Annotated in this window: 16 protein-coding genes; 14 read left to right on the forward strand and 2 right to left on the reverse strand. The window is 68.6% G+C overall.

Features of this window, described 5'->3' with window-relative positions:
* Positions 1–4 precede the first annotated feature (4 nt).
* Both B0W80_RS19455 and B0W80_RS19460 read left to right on the forward strand, forming a co-directional pair.
* On the forward strand, positions 5–706 hold the full coding sequence (locus B0W80_RS19455) for a nitroreductase (RefSeq protein WP_077000800.1): 702 nt from the start codon (positions 5–7) through the stop codon (positions 704–706).
* A gap of 14 nt (positions 707–720) precedes the next feature.
* Entirely contained in the window at positions 721–1,515 is a 795-nt protein-coding gene (locus tag B0W80_RS19460) for an enoyl-CoA hydratase/isomerase family protein (protein ID WP_077000801.1), read from the forward strand.
* 69 nt (positions 1,516–1,584) lie between these two features.
* Here the strand turns inward: B0W80_RS19460 and B0W80_RS19465 are convergent, their stop codons facing one another.
* On the reverse strand, positions 1,585–2,736 hold the full coding sequence (locus B0W80_RS19465) for an acyl-CoA dehydrogenase family protein (protein WP_077000802.1): 1,152 nt from the start codon (positions 2,734–2,736) through the stop codon (positions 1,585–1,587).
* A 224-nt stretch (positions 2,737–2,960) separates the two neighbouring features.
* Here B0W80_RS19465 and B0W80_RS19470 point away from each other — a divergent pair, with 224 nt between their 5' ends.
* From B0W80_RS19470 to B0W80_RS19515, 10 genes are all read left to right on the forward strand, one after another.
* Positions 2,961–3,842 carry a MaoC/PaaZ C-terminal domain-containing protein gene (locus tag B0W80_RS19470; RefSeq protein WP_077000803.1) on the forward strand — a complete coding sequence of 294 codons (882 nt, stop codon included), beginning with the start codon at positions 2,961–2,963 and terminating at the stop codon, positions 3,840–3,842.
* A gap of 51 nt (positions 3,843–3,893) precedes the next feature.
* On the forward strand, positions 3,894–4,643 hold the full coding sequence (gene fabG, locus B0W80_RS19475) for a 3-oxoacyl-ACP reductase FabG (RefSeq protein WP_077000804.1): 750 nt from the start codon (positions 3,894–3,896) through the stop codon (positions 4,641–4,643).
* Between the two features lie 47 nt (positions 4,644–4,690).
* Positions 4,691–5,896 carry an acetyl-CoA C-acetyltransferase gene (locus B0W80_RS19480; RefSeq protein ID WP_077000805.1) on the forward strand — a complete coding sequence of 402 codons (1,206 nt, stop codon included), beginning with the start codon at positions 4,691–4,693 and terminating at the stop codon, positions 5,894–5,896.
* A 1-nt stretch (position 5,897) separates the two neighbouring features.
* On the forward strand, positions 5,898–7,859 hold the full coding sequence (locus tag B0W80_RS19485) for an AMP-binding protein (RefSeq protein WP_077000806.1): 1,962 nt from the start codon (positions 5,898–5,900) through the stop codon (positions 7,857–7,859).
* Positions 7,860–7,886: 27 nt separating this feature from the next.
* Positions 7,887–8,705: an IclR family transcriptional regulator gene (locus tag B0W80_RS19490; protein WP_077000822.1), complete on the forward strand. Its 819-nt coding sequence runs from the start codon at positions 7,887–7,889 to the stop codon at positions 8,703–8,705.
* Complete coding sequence (locus B0W80_RS19495; RefSeq protein ID WP_077000807.1) at positions 8,702–9,490, forward strand: IclR family transcriptional regulator; 789 nt, start codon at positions 8,702–8,704, stop codon at positions 9,488–9,490. The genes B0W80_RS19490 and B0W80_RS19495 overlap by 4 nt, the downstream gene beginning before the upstream one ends.
* A 127-nt stretch (positions 9,491–9,617) precedes the next feature.
* Complete coding sequence (locus tag B0W80_RS19500; protein WP_077000808.1) at positions 9,618–10,802, forward strand: CaiB/BaiF CoA-transferase family protein; 1,185 nt, start codon at positions 9,618–9,620, stop codon at positions 10,800–10,802.
* Between the two features lie 45 nt (positions 10,803–10,847).
* A complete protein-coding gene (locus tag B0W80_RS19505) occupies positions 10,848–11,828 on the forward strand; it encodes a tripartite tricarboxylate transporter substrate binding protein (RefSeq protein ID WP_077000809.1) in 981 nt (326 codons plus the stop codon).
* Between the two features lie 57 nt (positions 11,829–11,885).
* Positions 11,886–13,304, forward strand: a complete 1,419-nt coding sequence (locus B0W80_RS19510; RefSeq protein WP_077000823.1) for an MmgE/PrpD family protein — start codon at positions 11,886–11,888, stop codon at positions 13,302–13,304.
* A 183-nt stretch (positions 13,305–13,487) separates the two neighbouring features.
* Positions 13,488–14,456, forward strand: coding sequence for a tripartite tricarboxylate transporter substrate binding protein (locus B0W80_RS19515; RefSeq protein WP_077000810.1), 969 nt, complete (start codon positions 13,488–13,490; stop codon positions 14,454–14,456).
* A 15-nt stretch (positions 14,457–14,471) separates the two neighbouring features.
* Here B0W80_RS19515 and B0W80_RS19520 read toward each other — a convergent pair whose 3' ends face one another.
* Positions 14,472–15,152, reverse strand: a complete 681-nt coding sequence (locus tag B0W80_RS19520) for a TetR/AcrR family transcriptional regulator (RefSeq protein ID WP_077000811.1) — start codon at positions 15,150–15,152, stop codon at positions 14,472–14,474.
* A 204-nt stretch (positions 15,153–15,356) separates the two neighbouring features.
* Here B0W80_RS19520 and B0W80_RS19525 point away from each other — a divergent pair, with 204 nt between their 5' ends.
* Positions 15,357–16,664 (forward strand): porin, encoded by a 1,308-nt coding sequence (locus B0W80_RS19525; RefSeq protein WP_077000812.1) that lies wholly within the window; start codon positions 15,357–15,359, stop codon positions 16,662–16,664.
* A 244-nt stretch (positions 16,665–16,908) separates the two neighbouring features.
* Positions 16,909–17,658, forward strand: a complete 750-nt coding sequence (locus tag B0W80_RS19530; RefSeq protein WP_077000813.1) for an electron transfer flavoprotein subunit beta/FixA family protein — start codon at positions 16,909–16,911, stop codon at positions 17,656–17,658.
* Positions 17,659–17,681 lie beyond the last annotated feature (23 nt).

The following is a 17,681-nucleotide window of genomic DNA, read 5'->3' on the forward strand; positions in this document are numbered from 1 at the left end:
CCCGATGACCGAAACCTTCGAGCATTCTTCCGGCCAGCGCGATGTCGAAGCCTTGCGCGGGCTGATCTTCGGCCGCGCCACCTGCCGCGCCTACCTTCCGCAACCCGTGGCACACGACGTGATCCGCAGCATCGTGGACGTCGCGCGCGGCACCGCCTCGTGGTGCAACGTGCAGCCGTGGAACCTCGTTATCACTTCGGGCGACAGCACGGAGGCTTTCAGGGCCGCGCTTGCGGAACACGTCAGGCAGCATCCCCGCGTCGATTCCGACATTCCCTTCCCCGCGGAGTACCGCGGCGTGCACCTCGAACGGCGGCGCAAGGCCGGCTTCCAGCTCTACGAGGCGCTGGGCATCGGGCGCGGCGACCACGAAGCGCGCGAGAACCAGTCCTTCCAGAACTTCCGCCTCTTCGGTGCGCCGCACGTGGCCATCGTCACCATTCCCGAAGAGCTGGGCACCTACGGGGCCGTGGACGCGGGCGGCTTCATCTGCGCCTTCCTGCTCGCGGCCCAGGCGCACGGCGTGTCCACCACGCCGCAAGCTGCGCTGGCCATGCAGTCCCGTTTCATTCGCCGCCATTTCGACATTCCGGATGAGCGCAGGATGGTCTGCGGCATCTCCTTCGGCTATGCCGACCCCGCGCATCCGGCCAACGGCTACCGCACCGGCCGCGCTGCCGTCGACGACATCGCGCGTTTCGCGTGAACACAGGCAAGGCCATGACCATCGTCATCGACGATCCCGCGCCGCACGTGCGGCGCATCACGCTCGACCGCCCCGAACGCATGAACGCGCTCGACGGGCCGACGCTGCGGGCGCTCGACGATGCGCTTCTGCAATGCGCCGCATCCGGCCAGGACGTGCGCGTGGTCATCGTGCGCGGCACCGGCCGGGCTTTCTGCGCCGGCAATGACCTGAAATGGCTCGCCGAAGGCGTGCTCGACGATCGCGCGGCGCACATGCGCCACCAGGACCTGATGCAGCAGACCTACGAACGCATCGAATCCGGCCGCCAGATCGTGATCGGCAGCGTCAACGGCTTCGCGCTGGCGGGCGGCTTCGAGCTGGCGCTGGCCTGCGACCTGGTCGTTGCCGACGAAGATGCCCAGCTCGGCGACGAGCACATCCGGCGCAACCTGCTGCCCAGCGGAGGCAGCTCGCAGCGCCTGCCGCGCAAGCTGGGCCTGCAGCGGGCCATGTACTACCTGCTCACCGGCCGCAGGATGAGCGGCCGCGAGGCCGTGGAGCTGGGGCTTGCCGTGGCGGCCGTGCCTGCGGCGCAGCTCGAAGCCACCACCCTCGCATTGGCCTGCGAGATCGCGCGCGCCGACCCGAACGCGCTGGCCGCCATGAAGTCCATGGCGCGGCGCGCGCTCGAACTGCCGTTGAAAGAAGGCCTCTGGATGGAGCGCTGGACGCAGCATCGCTACCGTGCGACCTCGCCAGCGCTCGAGGCGGGCGTGCGCGGCTTCGCGAAGCCCGGTTCTCCGGACGGGCCGGAACCGGCTCCGTGACGTTCTGCAGCGGAGGCCTCGATGCAGCGCCACCGGAAGCCACGGCCCGCATACCGGCCGCCTGATCGTTCAGCTCAGCTCGCGGATCATGTTGCGCGCGATCACCGTCTGCTGGATCTGCGTGGTGCCTTCGTAGATGCGGAACAGCCGCACGTCGCGGTAGAAGCGCTCGATGCCGTACTCGCTCATGTAGCCGGCGCCGCCGAAGATCTGCACCGCCCGGTCGGCCACGCGGCCGCACATTTCCGAGGCGAACATCTTCGCGCACGAAGCCTCGGTGCTCACCGGCAGCTTGTCGTCGCGGCGGCGCGCCGCATCCAGCACCATGCAACGCGCCGCATAGATCTCGGCCTTGCTGTCGGCCAGCATGGCCTGGACCAGTTGGAAGTTGGCGATGGCCTGGCCGAACTGCTTGCGCTGCACCGCGTAGTCGAGCGCCATGTCGAGCATGCGTTCGGCCACCGCCACGCAGACGGCGGCGATGTGGATGCGGCCCTTCTCGAGCACCTTCATCGCGGTCTTGAAGCCCTGGCCCTCCTTCAGGCCGATCAGGTTGGCCGCGGGCACGCGCACGTCGTCGAAGATCACGTCGCAGGTGTGGGCGCCCTTCTGGCCCATCTTGCGGTCGTTCTTGCCGAAGCTGATGCCGGGCGTCTTCGCATCGACGATGAAGGCCGACACACCGCCCGCACCTTTCTCGGCCGGGTTGGTGCGCGCCATCAGCGTGAAGATGCCGGCCTGCGGCGCATTGGTGATGAAGCGCTTGGTGCCGTTCACCACGTAGTCGCTGCCATCGCGGACCGCCGTGGTGCGCAGCGAGGCCGCGTCGGAGCCGGCCTCGGGCTCGGTGAGCGCGAACGAGGCGATCAGCTCGCCGGTGGCCAGGCGCGGCAGGTACTTCTCCTGCTGCTCGGGCGTGCCGTCGAACAGGATGCCCTGCGACCCGATGCCCACGGTGGTGCCGATCAGCGAGCGGAACACCGGCGACGCGCGGCAGAGTTCGAACACCGCCAGCACTTCTTCTTCCATCGTCAGCTGCAGGCCGCCGAACTGCTCCGGAATGGTCAGCCCGAACAGGCCCATCGCCTTCATGTCGTCGACGATGTCCGCGGGAATCTCGTCGTCCTCGGCCACGCGCTCCTCGTTGGGGACGAGGCGCTCGCGCACGAAGCGCGCGATGTTGTCCAGCAGGACGTTCAGTGTCTCTTGGTCTCTGATCATGGCGTGAGGGTTCGGATGAGGATGGACGTCACCGCATGCTCGTGCGGCGCCGGCGTCGTCGTCAATTAGCCGCGGCTTGATGTTCCGTACTTCGGAAGGTCGGAGCCGGGTGCGCAAAGTGCCGAGCCCGTGTGGTCGGCGATTCCAAATTCCGATGTACGGAACAATCATGAAACCGTTGTTGCGACGAGCGTCCATGTGGTTCATCGTTCAGGGCATCGACCATGAACACGCCCTTCGATCCACACGCATTGCTTTCGCGGCGCTTCGCACCGATCGAGCATGCCTACGCCATTCGGGACACCCAGCTCTACGCGCTGGGCGTCGGCCTGGGCGCGGACCCGCTCGACCCGCAACAACTCGACTATCTGTACGAAGGCGTCGACGGGCGATCGCTGCGCGCCATGCCGACCCTGGCCAACGTGCTGGCGTATCCGGGGTTCTGGGCGCGCGAAGCCGACACCGGCATCGACTGGCGCAAGATCGTGCATGCGGAACAAGAGATCGTGCTGCATGCCTCCCTCCCGCCCGGTGGCTGCGTCGTGGGTCAGAACCGCGTGTCGGCGCTGTGGGACAAAGGGCCCGGCAAGGGCGCGCTGATGCAGCAGCAGCGCGAAGTGCGCGACGCTGCCGACGGTGCGCTGCTGGCGACCGTGACGCAGTTGTCGCTGCTGCGCGGCAACGGTGGCTTCGGCCCGGGCGGCGGCAATAGTGCGCCGCCGGTGCCGCACGCACTGCCCGACCGCGCACCCGACGTCGTCCACGACATCCGCAGCCTGCCGCAGGCGGCGCTGATCTATCGCCTGAGCGGCGACCTCAACCCCTTGCATGCCGACCCGGCCATCGCGCGCGCGGCCGGCTTCGAACGGCCCATCCTGCACGGCATGGCGACCATGGGCTTCGCCGCGCATGCCGTGCTGGCAGCGGTGCTCGGCTACGACGCCACGCGCTTCGCCGGCATGCGCGTGCGCTTCACGGCGCCGGCATTGCCGGGCGACACCTTGCGCACCGAGATGTGGGTCGACGGCAAGGTGGTGTCGCTGCGCACCACGGCGCTGGAGCGCGGCGTGATGGTGCTCGGGAATTCGCGCGTGGACCTGCATTGAACGGTTCACGAGACACGAGACACGAGACACGAGACAAGACAGGAGCGACACATGGATCTGGGACTCAAGGACAAGGTGGCCATCGTCACCGGCTCGGCGCGCGGCCTCGGGGCCGCCACCGCCCGCAGGCTGGCCGAGGAGGGCGCGAAAGTGGTGGTCACCGACATCCTGGCCGAACAGGCGCAAGCCACCGTCGCCGACCTCCAGGCCAAGGGCCTGGCCGCGCACTGCGTGGTGGGCGACATCACGAAGGCTGCCGACGTCGAGCGCCTGGTCGCCGAGGCCGTCGCCACCTTCGGCGGCGTGCACGTGCTGGTCAACAACGCCGGCTTCCCGCGCGACAAGTACCTGGTCAAGATGAGCGAGGAAGACTGGGACCTGGTCATGAACGTGATGCTCAAGGGCGCGTTTCTGGCCACCCGGGCGGTGATGCCGAAGATGATCGAGCAGGGCTGGGGCCGCGTCATCAACATCAGCTCGCGCGCCCACCTGGGCAACCCCACGCAGGCCAACTACTCGGCGGCCAAGGCCGGCCTGATCGGCATGGCGAAGGCGCTCGCGATCGAGCAGGGCCGCTACGGCATCACCGTCAATTGCGTGGCGCCGGGCTTCATGGAAACCGAGATGGTGCAGGCACTGCCCACCTACGAGACCATCAAGGAGCGGGCCGTCGCGGCGCAGCCCATCAAGCGCGTCGGCCGACCGCAGGACATCGCGGATGCGGTGGCCTTCCTGGCCAGCGAGCGCGCCGGCTTCATCAGCGGCGAGGTCGTGCATGTGACCGGCGGCCGCTACGGTTGAACGCCCGCGCGCCGCATCAGCAACCCGCATCGCATCAAGGAAGAGACATGAAAAGAGCTGCAATCGTTTCGCCGCTTCGCACAGCCGTCGGGGCCTATGGCGGCGCCCTCAAGCCCGTGCCCGTCGAGGAACTCGGTGCCAGCGTCGTGCGTGCCATCGTGGAGCGCACCGGCATCGACCCGGGCCGTATCGAGGACGTGGTGTTCGCCCAGAGCTACACGAACGGCGAGACACCCTGCACGGGCCGCTGGGTGGCCCTGCAGGCCGGTTTGCCGATCGAGGTGGCAGGCATGCAATTGGACCGCCGCTGCGGCGGTGGCGTGCAGGCGCTGGCCACGGCAGCGATGATGGTGCAGACCGGCGCGGCCGACGTGGTGGTCGCCGGCGGTGTCGAGAGCATGAGCAACGTGGAGTACTACACCACGGACATGCGCTGGGGCAAGCGCGCGGGTTCGGTCACGCTGCACGACCGGCTCGAACGCGGCCGCGAGCGCTCGCAGCCCGAGTCGCGCTTCGGCCGCATCAGTGGAATGATCGAGACGGCCGAGAACCTGGCGCGCGACTACGGCATTTCGCGCGAGGCCTCGGATGCCTTCGCGGCGCGCAGCCACCGCAATGCCGCCGCGGCGTGGGCCGATGGCCGCTTCGCCGGCGAGATCGTCGGCGTGCAGGTGCCGCAGCGCAAGGGCGAGGCCGTTCTCGTCGACAAGGACGAGGGCGTGCGCGGCGACACCACCGCGGAAAGCCTCGCCAGGCTGCGCCCCATCATGAAGGACGGCGTCGTCACCGCCGGCAATGCCTGCCAGCAGAACGATGCCGCCGCGGCCTGCCTGGTGGTCGCCGAAGACAAGCTCGCGCAGCTCGGCCTCACGCCCATCGGCTGGCTCGTCGGCTGGGCCGCGGCCGGCTGCGAGCCCTCGCGCATGGGCATCGGCCCGGTGCCCGCGGTGCAGAAGCTGCTGCACCGCACCGGCCTTCGCTTCGACCAGATGGACCTCATCGAGCTCAACGAGGCCTTCGCCTGCCAGGCGCTGGCGTGCGTCAAGGGGTGGGGCAGTTCCATGGACGAACTGGAGGGCCGCCTGAACGTCAACGGCTCCGGCATCTCGCTGGGCCACCCCGTGGGCGCCACCGGCGTGCGGATCATGACCACGCTGCTGCACGAGCTGCAGCGGCGCCAGGCGCGCTATGGCCTGGAGACGATGTGCATCGGCGGCGGGCAGGGCATCGCCGCGATCTTCGAGCGAGCCTGACATGAGCACCGACGCAAAGACCGACGCACACACCTGGCAGCCCGGGCAGGCGCAGTTGGAAGCCTCCGGCATCGCGCAGCTCATGCGGGCGTTCGGCGCGAGCCGCTACGAAGACCTGCAGGCGCTGTCGAACGACGACCCCGCGCGCTACTGGTCCGAGGTCATGAAGTTCTGCCGGATCGAGTGGAGCACTGCGCCGAGCGCGCACGTCGACCTGAGCGCCGGCCCCGAGTTTCCGAAGTGGTTCCCGGACGGGCGGATCAACTGGGCGAACATGGTGCTGGACTGGGCCGATCGTGCGGAGACGCGCGACCAGCTCGCCGTGGTGGCCGAAGGCGAAGACGGCAGCGTCAAGTCGGCCACCTACGCGGAGCTCGCCGAGATGGTGGGTCGGTTCACGGCGGCCTTGGCCGCGCAGGGCCTGCAGTGCGGCGACCGCGTGGGCTTGCTGATGGCCAACGGGCTGGAAGCCACCGTGTCGCTGCTGTCGCTGGTGTCGCTGGGTGCCGTGGTGGTGCCGCTCTTCAGCGGCTTCGGCGTCGACGCCATCGTGGCGCGCCTGTCGGCGGCCGAGGCGGTCGCGGTCATCGCCTCCACCGGCTTCAGCCGGCGCAGCAAGCGCGTGAACGTCGAAGGGGCGCTGCGCGAGGCCTGGCAGCAACTGCTCACGGTGCGCAACGTGATCTGGAAGCGCACGGGCGACGAGGCGCTGGCCGACCCACGCGACCTCGACTGGCAGACGCTCATGGATGGCGCGCATGGCCGATCGCTGCCGCCGGTGGTGCTCGCGTCCGATGCGCCCTTCATGGTCATCTACACCTCGGGCACCACGGGCAAGCCCAAGGGCGTGGTGCACTCGCACGGCAGCTTCCCCATCAAGATCGCACACGACGCCGTGGTGCATTTCGACGTGCATCCGGGCGACGTGTTCTGCTGGCCCGCCGACATGGGCTGGATCGCCGGTTCGCTGGTGCTGGGTTGCGCACTGCTGCGCGGCGCCACGCTGGTCTGCTACGACGGCGCACCCGATTTTCCGGACTGGTCGCGCATGTCGCGGCTGGTCGAGCGGCACAAGATCACCCACTACGGCTCGGCGCCCACGCTCATCCGCGGGCTGGCCAGCCACGAGGCGGTGGCCCTGCAGGGCGACGTGTCTTCGGTGCGCTTGCTGATCACGGCCGGCGAGGGCATCGACCCCGAGCACTTCACCTGGTTCCAGCGCACCTTCGGGCGCGGCACGCAGCCGCTGATCAACTACACCGGCGGCACCGAGGTGTCGGGCGCATTGCTGTCCAGCGTGGTGGTGCGGCCCATTCCGCCCAGCGGCTTCAACACCACGTCGCCCGGCGTCGACGTGGACGTGGCCGACGGCCAAGGCAACCCGGTCACCGGCGCGGTCGGCGAACTGGTCGTGCGCAAGCCCTTCATCGGCATGACGCAGTCTTTCTGGCGCGACGATGCGCGCTACCTCGACACCTACTGGCACACCATTCCCGGCCTGTGGGTGCATGGCGACCTGGCGCTGCGGCGCGAGGACGGCAACTTCTTCATGATGGGCCGCTCCGACGACACGCTGAAGGTCGCCGGCAAGCGCCTGGGCCCGGCGGAGGTCGAAGAGGTGGTGCTCGAGCTGCACGGCGTGGCCGAGGCTGCGGCCATCGGCGTGGACGACCCTGACAAGGGCCAGAAGCTCGTGGTGTTCGTGGTGCCCGCGCCCGATGCGAGCGCCGATCCGGCTGCGCTGTCGCAGCAGGTCGAACGTCACGTCGACAAACGACTGGGTCGGCCCTTCCGGCCGAGCGCGGTGCATCCGGTGGCGCAACTGCCCAAGACCCGCAGCTCGAAGATCATGCGGCGCGTGATCCGCAGCGTGTACTGCAGCCTGCCCCCGGGCGACCTGTCCTCGCTCGACAACCCGTCGGCACTCGACGCCATCCGGGCGGCCGCTTCGGGCGGAGCCTGAGCCATGCCGCTTCGAGGCGTCGAACCGATGGCACGGCCTTCCGGCGCCGCTGGGCCGGCGTCGGGTCGCGCGCCCGCCGACAAGGCCGGCCAGGCGATGGTCACGCCTTTCGCCCGTGCCATGGAGTTGCTGTGGGCCTTCACGCCGCAAGACCGCTGGCTGGGCAACCGCGAACTCGCGCAGCGCACGGGCCTGCCCGCGTCCACCGTGTCGCGCATCGCCCAGACGCTGGTGCTGCTGGGCTACCTGCATCACGATGCGGCCGACCGCAAGTACCGGCTCGCGCCGCCGGTGCTGGCGCTGGGCTACGGCGCCATCGCCAACTCGGGCGTGCAGCGCGCAGCGCGCCAGCAGATGCAGGCGATGGCGGACCAGCACCGGCTGCACGTCAACCTCAGCTCGCGCGACCGGCTCGACCTGATCGTGCTCGAGAGCTGCAGCGGCGCCGGCGCGCCGCTGGCGCTGAACCTGCACGCCGGCGTGCGCGTGGGCATCGCGTCGTCGCCCATGGGGTGGGCGCTGCTGGCGGCACTGCCGGAGCTGGAACGCTACTACCTGCTCGAGAACGTCGAGCGCCGCATGCCGCGCGAATGGCCGCGCCTGCGCCGCCGCTCCAGCGAGGCGATCGCGCAGGTGCATCAGCTGGGCTTTTGCGCCTCGCTGGGCGAGTGGGATGCCGAGCTGGGCATCATCGCCGCGCCGCTCGTGGTCGAGCACCATGCGCCGCTGGTCGTGGCCTGCGTGGGCTCGAGCGCGCAGATGACGCGCGCGCGGGTCGAGCGCGAGCTGGGGCCGAAGCTGCTGGCGGCGGTGTCGGCGGTGCAGCAGAAGGTGGGGGAAGCATGACCGCTACCGCGACGCCCTCCGGCGGCGTGCTGACCGTCGCGCGCGGCATGCAGGTGCTGCGCGCATTCCGGTCCGACCGCGCCTCGCTGTCGAACGCGGAGCTGGTGCGGCGCACCGGCCTGTCCAAGGCCACGGTGTCGCGGCTCACGTCCACCTTGCTGCAGCTGGGTGCGCTGCAGCGCGTGCCGGGCGGGCGAGAGTTCGAACTCGGCGCGGCGCCGGTGGGCATCGGCCACGCCTATCTGGCCGGCAGCGACCTGCAGGCGCGGGTCAACCCCTATCTGCAAGACCTGGCAGACCGGCTCGACGTCTCGGTGGCGTTGGCGGTACGCGACGACATGGAGATGCTGTACCTCGGCTACCGCGTCGGCCACAAGGTGGCCACGCTGCGCCTGGGCCAGGGCTCGGTGCTGCCGCTGGGCACCACCTCGATCGGCCATGCCTACCTGTGGGGCCTGCCACCTGCCGAGCGCGAGGCGCTGGTCGCGACGGTGTCGCGCGCCTATGGGGCCGGCGCCGCGCAGGTCGAGCGCGCCATCCACCAGAGCTTCCGCGACATGGAGGCCAACGGCACCTGCGCTGTGCTCGGCGGCTACCAGCGCGATGCCTACGGCGTGGCGCTGCCCGTGCGCCTGGGCCGGCGCGGCATCGTCATGGGCCTGAGTTGCGGCAAGGCCGACATGCAGCCCGATCTGGCGGCCGAGCAGCGGCGCATCGCGCCGGTGCTTCGCAACGCGGCAAAAGAGTTCGAGAAGGCAATGGCCGATTTCGAAGGCATGCCATGACCCAGCCCCGACTGTCGCGCACTTCGTGTCGCTCGCATCCCCCCTCGAGGGGGCGCATCCAGCGGCCGGGCAAAGCCCGTTCCGCGGGTGCCCCGGAAAAGAAAAGCACCACTGACGGGAACTTCGAATGAACAAGGTATTGGAAGGCGTGAAAGTCCTGGACTTCGGCCGCTTCATCGCGGGGCCGTACTGCGCGGCCCTGCTGGCGGACTTCGGTGCGGAGGTGATCCGCATCGACCGCGTGGGCGGCAGCGAAGACCGCTTCATCGTGCCCGTGTCCGAAGAGGGCGAGGGCGCGCTCTTCCTGCAAGTCAACCGCAACAAGCGGTCGCTGAGCCTGGAGATCGACACGCCCGAAGGCAGGGAGGTGATGCAGCGCCTGCTTCGCACGGCCGACGTGGTCATCGCCAACATGCCGCCCAAGACCATCGCCGCCCTCGGGCTGGACTACGAGAGCCTGTGCAGGATCAAGCCCGACGTCATCCTCACCGCCTCGTCGGCCTTCGGCGCCTCGCCCACCATGCGCGACCGCATCGGCTTCGACGGCGTGGGCCAGGCCATCAGCGGTGCCGTGCACATCACGGGCGAGAGCGATCGGCCGACCAAGTTCATGGTGCCCATCGTGGACTTCGCCACCGCCATGTCCTGCGCGCTGGGCACGGTGATGGCGCTGTACGAACGCAAAAGCAGCGGCAAGGGGCAGGAGGTCGGCGCGTCGCTCTTGCAGACCGCGCTCAACTTTTCGAGCGGCGCGTTGATCGAGGAAGCCGTGCTGCGGCTGAACCGCGGCGGCACCGGCAACCGCGCACCGCAGTACGCGCCCTCCGACATCTTCAAGACCCGCGACGGCTGGATCATCACGCAGGTCATCGGCCCCGTGATGTTCAATCGATGGGCGCGGCTGGTGGGCCGGCCCGAGCTGGTGGACGACGAGCGCTTCAAGGACGACCGCAGCCGCGGCGAACATGGCGAACTGCTCAGCGGCCTGATGACGCAGTGGTGCGCGCAGTACACGCGCGACGAAGCGCTGGCGCATCTCGAAGAGGCGCGCATTCCCGCCGGCCCCGTCTACTCGCCGCGCCAGGTGCTGGACGACGAAGGCATTCGTGCATCGGGCGCCTTTTATCCGGTCGAGTACCCGGGCATCGCGGAGCCCGTGCCGCTGGTGTCCGCGCCCATCTCGCTGTCGCGCACGCCATCGGCCATCGAGCGCCGTCCGCCGAAGGCCGGCGAGCACACCGACGAGATATTGCACGAACTGGGCTACTCGGCCGGCTACATCGCCGGGCTGCGCGAGCGAGGGGTCGTGTAGGCGTCGATTCGCTGCACAGGAATTCAACAGAACGGAGACGACGACATGATCGACAAGAGAACACTCATCCTCGCGGCCGCTGCTTCGACGGCGCTCGCGGCCTCGGGGCTCCATGCACCGGCGCAGGCGCAGGCCGCCTATCCGACCAAGCCCATCCGCCTCATCGTCCCCGCCTCGCCCGGCACGGCCGTGGACGTGACGGCGCGCTTCTTCTCCGAGCGCCTCGCGCGCCGGCTCAATTCGCCGGTGGTGGTCGAGAACCGCGACGGCGCGGGCGGCGCGGTCGGCATCACCTTCGTCTCGAAGGCGCCGGCCGACGGCTACACCATCCTCTTCGCCGGGATCCCGCTCTACGCCACGCCGCACGTGTCGGAGGCGCCGGTCAGCTTCGACCCGGTCAAGGACTTCACGCCCGTCGCTCGCTTCAACGGCGCGGCCCTGGCCTTCGTCGTGCCCGCCTCGTCGCCCTACAAGACGCTGCAGGACCTGATCGCCGCGATGAAGGCGCGGCCCAACGACCTGACCTTCGCCTCGGGCGGCAACGGAAGCACCTCGCAGATGTGCACCGCGCTGCTCAACGAGATGACGCGCACCAAGGCCCGGCACGTGGCCTACAAGGGCAACTCGCCGGCCGTCACCGACACGGTGGGCGGCCAGGTCGACTTCACCTGCAACAGTTCGGCCGTGGTGCCGCTGGTCAAGAGCGGCAAGCTGCGTGCGCTGGCCGTCACCAGCCGCGTGCGCTGGGACGAGTTGCCCGAGGTGCCCACGGTGGCCGAGGCCGGCGTGCCGGGCTACGAGATTTCGTCGTGGATCGGCGCCATCGCTCCCGTCGGCACGCCGGCTGCCATCGTGCAGAAGCTGTCGGACGAATTGGTGGCCATCGCGCAGGGCAGCGAGTTCCGCGAGTTCTGCGTAAAGCAGACCATGTACGTCGAGATCGTCGACGCCAAGCCCTTCCAGGCCGGCGCGGTCGCCGAGGCCGCGCGATGGAAGCGGCTGGCGGATCTGACCAAGGCGAACTGAATGCACGCGAACCGAGCGACCGAGCCCGACGACATCGAAAGACACCGAGCACCTGCCATGACCGACCCACGCAACGACGGCCAAACCCTCACGCATTGCCCACCGCTCGAACAGGCGGTGGTCCGCTTCATCCAGGACCTGCGCTACGAGCACCTCGACGCCGCCGCGCATGCCGGCGTGAACCGCCTCATGCGCGACCAGCTCGCGCTGCAGATCGGCACCTCGCGCATGCCCTGGTCGCGTCAGCTGCTGGAATACGCCGTGGCGCAGCAGCGCCCCGGCAAGAGCCGCGTGTCGGCAAGCCGCCTCACCATGAGCGCGCAGGACGCGGCCTTCGTCAACGGCGCCTACGGGCACGGCTTCGAGTACGACGACGCGCACGGGCCGAGCGCCAGCCACCCCGGCAGCTGCGTCATTCCGACGGCGCTGGCCATCGGCGAAGAGCTGGGCTCCAGTCTCGAAGAAGTCGTCACCGCGATGGTGGCGGGCTACGAGGTCTACACCCGCATCGGCGTGCTGGCCGCACCCGACCTGCTGCGGCGCGGCTTCCATCCGCATGGGGTGCTGTCCAACTTTGGCGCGGCAGCCGTGGCGGCCAAGCTGCGCGGCTTCGATGCCGAGACCACGCTGCATGCGCTGGCCATCGCGTTGAGCCATGCGTCGGGCACCACCGAATACACATCCACCGGCGGTTCCATCAAGCGCATCCACGCCGGCATCGGCACGCGCAACGGGATGGTCGCGGCCGACATGGCACGCGCCGGCATCACGGGGCCGCGTGCGCCTTTTTCCGGCAACAAGGGCTTCTTCAAGACCTTCCTGCAGCGCGGGCCCGGCGAAGACGCGGAGCAACGCTTCGGCCTGGAGCGACCCTTCGAGGTCGGCACCGTCTGGCTCAAGGCCTACTGCGCCTGCTACTGCACGCACGCCTACATCGATGCGCTGCGGCCCTTCGCCACGCGGCGTGGCCAGATCGCCGAGGTTCACCTGAAGATCGCGCCGCATTTCAACGTGGTCGTCGGGACGGCCAACGCCAATGCCTACGAGCCGAAGAACATCGAGCACGTGCAGTTCAGCCTGCCCATCCAGGCGGCGTTCACGCTGCTGGGGCTGGGCAACGGCTACCGCATCCATCGCGACTACCTGGCCGGGCAGGTGGACATGGCACCGGTCATCGACATGGCGCGCAGCATTCGCATCACCGAAGAGCCTTTGCTCGAGAAGCGCTATCCCGGCAAGTTCGTCGCCGACGTCACCGTGTCGTTCCGGGACGGCACGTCGGAACAGGTCTTCGTCGAAGACCCGATCGGAACGGACGTCAATCCCATGCCCGAGGCCGAGCAGGACGCCAAGTTCATGGAACTGGTCGCCGACGTGTTGGGCGTGTCACGCGCGCAAGCACTGCTGGGTGCGTTGCGTCTGATCGACCCACGGATGAAGGCGGAGCAACTTGCGGCGATGTGCGCCGTGGGGTGACTCGCGGGTGAACGGTCGACGCACCGGCGTCGCCGTCGTTTCCGTTCCGAGCGAGCCCGCGGTTCGCCACCGAAGTACGGAACATACCGCCGCGGGTGATTGGCGCGGCTCGGCTCTCTTCCGATGATCGGACGGCGGCGCGTCATGCCGTCCGCAGCCGACGAACTTCCAGGAGACGACAAGATGATCCACCGACGCCACTTCATGCTGGCCGCCGCTTCCTCGACCCTGCCCACGTGGGCAGCCGCCGACACCTATCCCGCCCAGCCGGTGCGCGCCGTCGTCAGCAATGCACCGGGCACCGGCACCGACATCACGGCGCGCTTCATCGCCAACCAGATGAGCCGCAAGTGGGGCGTGGCGGTGGTGGTCGACAACAAGGCCGGCGCGGGCGGGGCGCTGGGCACCGACTTCGTCGCGAAGGCGGCGGCCGACGGCTACACCATCCTGTTCAGCACGGGCGCGCACTACAGCCTGCCGGTGCTGTACGACAACCTGAACTTCGATGCCCGCGGCGACCTCACGCCGGTGGCCTCGTTCGCGCAGGCGCCCATCGTCGTGTTCGTGCCGGCGGACTCGCCGTTCAAGACGGTGCAGGACCTGGTGGCCGCCGCGAAGAAGGCGCCCGGCACCGTCAGCTATGCGTCACCGGGCGCGGGCACGTCGTCGCACCTGGGCGCTGTGATGCTGGCCCAGCAGGCCGGCATCGAGATGCTGCACGTGCCCTACAAGTCGGCGTCGCAGGCGGCGCTGGAGGTGGCCTCGGGCCAGGCACAGGTGGGCTTCAACGGCACCGGGGTCACGCTGCCGCTGCTGCAGGCGGGCAAGATCCGCATGCTGGCGGTCACCAGCCTCAAGCGCTCGATCTCGTTGCCGCAAGTGCCCACGCTCGATGAATCGGGGCTCAAGGGCTACGACTTCGTCACGCCCATCCTGGCCCTGGTGCGCACCGGAACCCCGGCGCCCATCGTCGAGGCCATCGGCGCCGCCATGACGGCGGCGGCAGCCCAGCCGGAGTTCAAGGAACTGTGCAAGGCTCAGGGGCTCGACGTCGCGATCCAGGGGCCGGCCGCGTTGCAGTCTGCAGCGCCGCGGGAGTTCGACAAGGCCCGGCGGCTGGTGCAGCTCGCGGGCGTGCAAGTGCAGCGCTGAAGTCCCGGCGGGCGATCAGCTGGCAGGCGCCGCGTCCGCCGCGTTCGCCTCGTCTGCGATGCTGGTTGTCGCGCCGCCGACGCCGGGCCGCCGGTCTTCGGGCAGCATGCCTTCGAAGAAGATGGTGCAGAACTGCTCCGCCACGCGCTCCATCGAGCCCTTGCGCGGGTTGAACCAGGTCTGCGCCGAGTTGACGATGCCCAGCACGAAGACGCGGCACAGCGCGATGTCCACGTCGGGCCGCAGCAGGCCTTCGTCGCGCAGGGCTTCGATCAGTGAAGTCCACAGCTTCTGGTGGTGTTCGCGCCGCTTCACCTGGCGTTCGCGGGGCTTGTCGGGCAACTGGGCGAGCAGCCGGCCGTGTGCCATGGCGTAGTCGCCGAACTTGATCAACGCGCTCATCTGGCCCACCAGCGCCGCCTTGAAGCGCTCGCGGGCACCGGCGCCGGCGGGCAGGGCGTCCAGGTGCGATTGGAGATGCGCGACGATGCTGTCGGCACCGTGCGCCATGACCTCGTCGACCAGCTCTTCCTTCGAGGCGAAGTGGTAGTAGATGCTGGCCGCCTCGATGCCGGCCTGATCGGCGATGCCGCGCATCGTGGTCGCCGTGTAGCCCTGCGTGCTGAAGGAGCGGGCTGCCAGCGTCAGCAGCTTCTCCCGCGTATCCGCCGTGACGTTCGCCTGCCGTTTTGCCATGTGTTGGAAGTCCGTGGGTCGATGAATTGCGTTCGTATGCTACCCGCCCGCGCCTCGCGCGCGGCAGCGGTTCATCGCCATCGCCGACGCCTGTGCGCCGCAGTACGGAACGAATGCAGGCCGCGCGTTGACGCCGTGCAGCGCGCCGAAGAACCTCGACTGCGCAACCGATGTTGCCAAGCGCACACCCAACTTAGGAGACACATGAGACTCACGAAAAGCGCCACCGCCGTGGCGTTGATGGCCCTTGCCAGCGCCGCTTCGGCGCAATCGTCCGTGACGCTGTTCGGCGTCGTCGACGCCACCATCAGCCGCTACGAGGTCAAGAGCGAGTTCTACAACAACACCGGCGTGCCCGTGCTGCCGCCGCTGCTGCAGTCCACCGTCAAGCGCAGCCTCGATGCGCTTCACAACTCGGGCTACAACACCAGCCGGCTGGGCTTTCGTGGCACCGAAGACCTGGGCGGTGGACTGGCGGCGAGCTTCTGGCTGGAATCCGGCATCTCCAACGACAGCGGCGCCAAGGCGCTCAGCGATTTCGCACGGCGCTCCACCGTGAGCCTGTCGGGCGGCTTCGGCGAACTGCGCCTGGGGCGCGACTACACGCCGACCTTCTGGAACGACACCGTGTTCGATCCCTTCGGCAGCGTCGGCGCCGGCCCGAGTCTGATCTTCACGGTGAATTCCAACCTGGCCACCGTGCGCGGCGCCGCCACCGCGGCGAACCCGGGCGTCATCGGCCTCGGTGCGACCGACAGCTACGTTCGCACCAGCAACACGATCGGCTATTTCCTGCCCGGCAACCTGGGCGGCTTCTATGGCCAGGTGCAATACGCACTGCCGGAAAACATAAAGCAGGATGGGCTGCCGAGTTCCAGCAAGGGCCGATACATCGGCGGCCGCTTCGGCTATGCGAACGGGCCGGTGGACGTCGCGGTGTCGTACGGCGAGAGCACCGTCGCCGACGTAACCGCATCGACCTTGGCCGGCGCGGCCGCCGACGACAAGCTGAAGACCTTCAACCTCGGCGCGTCGTACGACTTCGGTCCGCTCAAGCTGTTCGGCGAGTACTCGCGGGTGACAGACGACTTTCGGACGTCGGTGCCGCTCGCGGGCGGCCTGGCGCGAATCGACCTGACGGACAAGGACAAGTACACCGGCGGCTTGATCGGTGTGACGGTGCCGGTCGGCGCGGGGCTCATCCGCGCAGCCTACTCGCGGGTCAAGTACAAGAACGACCAGGCACTCCCCGCATCAAGCCCGTTCGCGGCGAACCTCGATGCCTCGGCCGGCAAGATCGCCGTCGGCTACATCTACAACCTGAGCAAGCGCACGGCGCTCTATGCCACGGCCGCGCGCGTGCGCATCAAGAACGGACAGAACAACCCAGCGATCATGGGTGCCGTGACGGGTGGCGCCAGTCCGGCCTTCTACACGAGCGGCAATGGCTCGGTGGGTTATGCGCCACGCACGGCCACCGGCTACGACTTCGGGATTCGCCACGCCTTCTGAAGCCGCAAGCCGCTTCTCCAAGGGCAGCAGGGCTGGCCTTGTTCAAGCCCACCGGCGGTGGGCTTTTTTTCGCGTTCCGTGCAATGGAAGCCGGGTAAGCAAAGCCCCGCACGTGAACCGGCGCAACGCGGTTGGCGAAGTACGGAACGTTGGAAGCGAAGCCATTGACCGGTTCCGGTGCTTCGAACGATCCTTGTCTCGCCTGCCAGGCGCGCGCCTGGTTCAACTCGAGAGGTAGAGCAGCATGAAGATTCTTGTCCCCGTGAAGCGCGTGGTGGACTACAACGTCAAGGTGCGCGTCAAGAGCGACGGCACCGGTGTCGATATCGCCAACGTCAAGATGAGCATGAACCCCTTCGACGAGATCGCCGTCGAAGAAGCGGTTCGCCTGAAAGAGAAGGGCGTCGCCACCGAGATCATCGCCGTGAGCTGCGGCGATGCGAAGTGCCAGGAGACCCTGCGCACCGCCATGGCCATCGGCGCCGACCGCGGCATCCTGGTCGAGACCACCGAAGAGCTGCAGCCGCTGGCCGTGGCCAAGCTGCTCAAGGCCCTGGTCGACAAGGAACAGCCCCAACTCGTCATCCTCGGCAAGCAGGCCATCGACGACGACGCCAACCAGACCGGCCAGATGCTGGCTGCGCTGGCCGACCTGCCGCAAGCCACCTTCGCCAGCAAGGTCGAAGTGTCGGGCGACAAGGTGCAAGTCACCCGTGAAGTCGACGGCGGCCTCGAAACCATCGCCCTGAGCCTGCCGGCCGTCATCACCACCGACCTGCGCCTGAACGAGCCGCGCTACGTCACGCTGCCCAACATCATGAAGGCCAAGAAGAAGCAGCTCGACACCTTCAAGCCCGAGGACCTGGGCGTGGACGCCAAGCCGCGGCTGAAGACGCTGAAGGTCAGCGAGCCGCCCAAGCGCGGTGCCGGCATCAAGGTGCCCGACGTCGCCACGCTGGTCGACAAGCTCAAGAACGAAGCGAAAGTGATCTGACCATGACCATCCTTGTTATTGCC

Origin of the sequence: Variovorax sp. KK3 (assembly GCF_001984055.1) — a bacterium.
Taxonomy (GTDB): Bacteria; Pseudomonadota; Gammaproteobacteria; order Burkholderiales; family Burkholderiaceae_C; genus Variovorax.

Excerpts from the sequence above, each read along its gene's own strand:
- B0W80_RS19455 (WP_077000800.1), top strand. The coding sequence starts at position 5 with ATGACCGAAACCTTCGAGCATTCTTCCGGCCAGCGCGATGTCGAAGCC.
- B0W80_RS19460 (WP_077000801.1), top strand. The coding sequence starts at position 721 with ATGACCATCGTCATCGACGATCCCGCGCCGCACGTGCGGCGCATCACG.
- B0W80_RS19465 (WP_077000802.1), bottom strand. The coding sequence starts at position 2,736 with ATGATCAGAGACCAAGAGACACTGAACGTCCTGCTGGACAACATCGCG.
- B0W80_RS19470 (WP_077000803.1), top strand. The coding sequence starts at position 2,961 with ATGAACACGCCCTTCGATCCACACGCATTGCTTTCGCGGCGCTTCGCA.
- fabG (WP_077000804.1), top strand. The coding sequence starts at position 3,894 with ATGGATCTGGGACTCAAGGACAAGGTGGCCATCGTCACCGGCTCGGCG.
- B0W80_RS19480 (WP_077000805.1), top strand. The coding sequence starts at position 4,691 with ATGAAAAGAGCTGCAATCGTTTCGCCGCTTCGCACAGCCGTCGGGGCC.
- B0W80_RS19485 (WP_077000806.1), top strand. The coding sequence starts at position 5,898 with ATGAGCACCGACGCAAAGACCGACGCACACACCTGGCAGCCCGGGCAG.
- B0W80_RS19490 (WP_077000822.1), top strand. The coding sequence starts at position 7,887 with ATGGCACGGCCTTCCGGCGCCGCTGGGCCGGCGTCGGGTCGCGCGCCC.
- B0W80_RS19495 (WP_077000807.1), top strand. The coding sequence starts at position 8,702 with ATGACCGCTACCGCGACGCCCTCCGGCGGCGTGCTGACCGTCGCGCGC.
- B0W80_RS19500 (WP_077000808.1), top strand. The coding sequence starts at position 9,618 with ATGAACAAGGTATTGGAAGGCGTGAAAGTCCTGGACTTCGGCCGCTTC.
- B0W80_RS19505 (WP_077000809.1), top strand. The coding sequence starts at position 10,848 with ATGATCGACAAGAGAACACTCATCCTCGCGGCCGCTGCTTCGACGGCG.
- B0W80_RS19510 (WP_077000823.1), top strand. The coding sequence starts at position 11,886 with ATGACCGACCCACGCAACGACGGCCAAACCCTCACGCATTGCCCACCG.
- B0W80_RS19515 (WP_077000810.1), top strand. The coding sequence starts at position 13,488 with ATGATCCACCGACGCCACTTCATGCTGGCCGCCGCTTCCTCGACCCTG.
- B0W80_RS19520 (WP_077000811.1), bottom strand. The coding sequence starts at position 15,152 with ATGGCAAAACGGCAGGCGAACGTCACGGCGGATACGCGGGAGAAGCTG.
- B0W80_RS19525 (WP_077000812.1), top strand. The coding sequence starts at position 15,357 with ATGAGACTCACGAAAAGCGCCACCGCCGTGGCGTTGATGGCCCTTGCC.
- B0W80_RS19530 (WP_077000813.1), top strand. The coding sequence starts at position 16,909 with ATGAAGATTCTTGTCCCCGTGAAGCGCGTGGTGGACTACAACGTCAAG.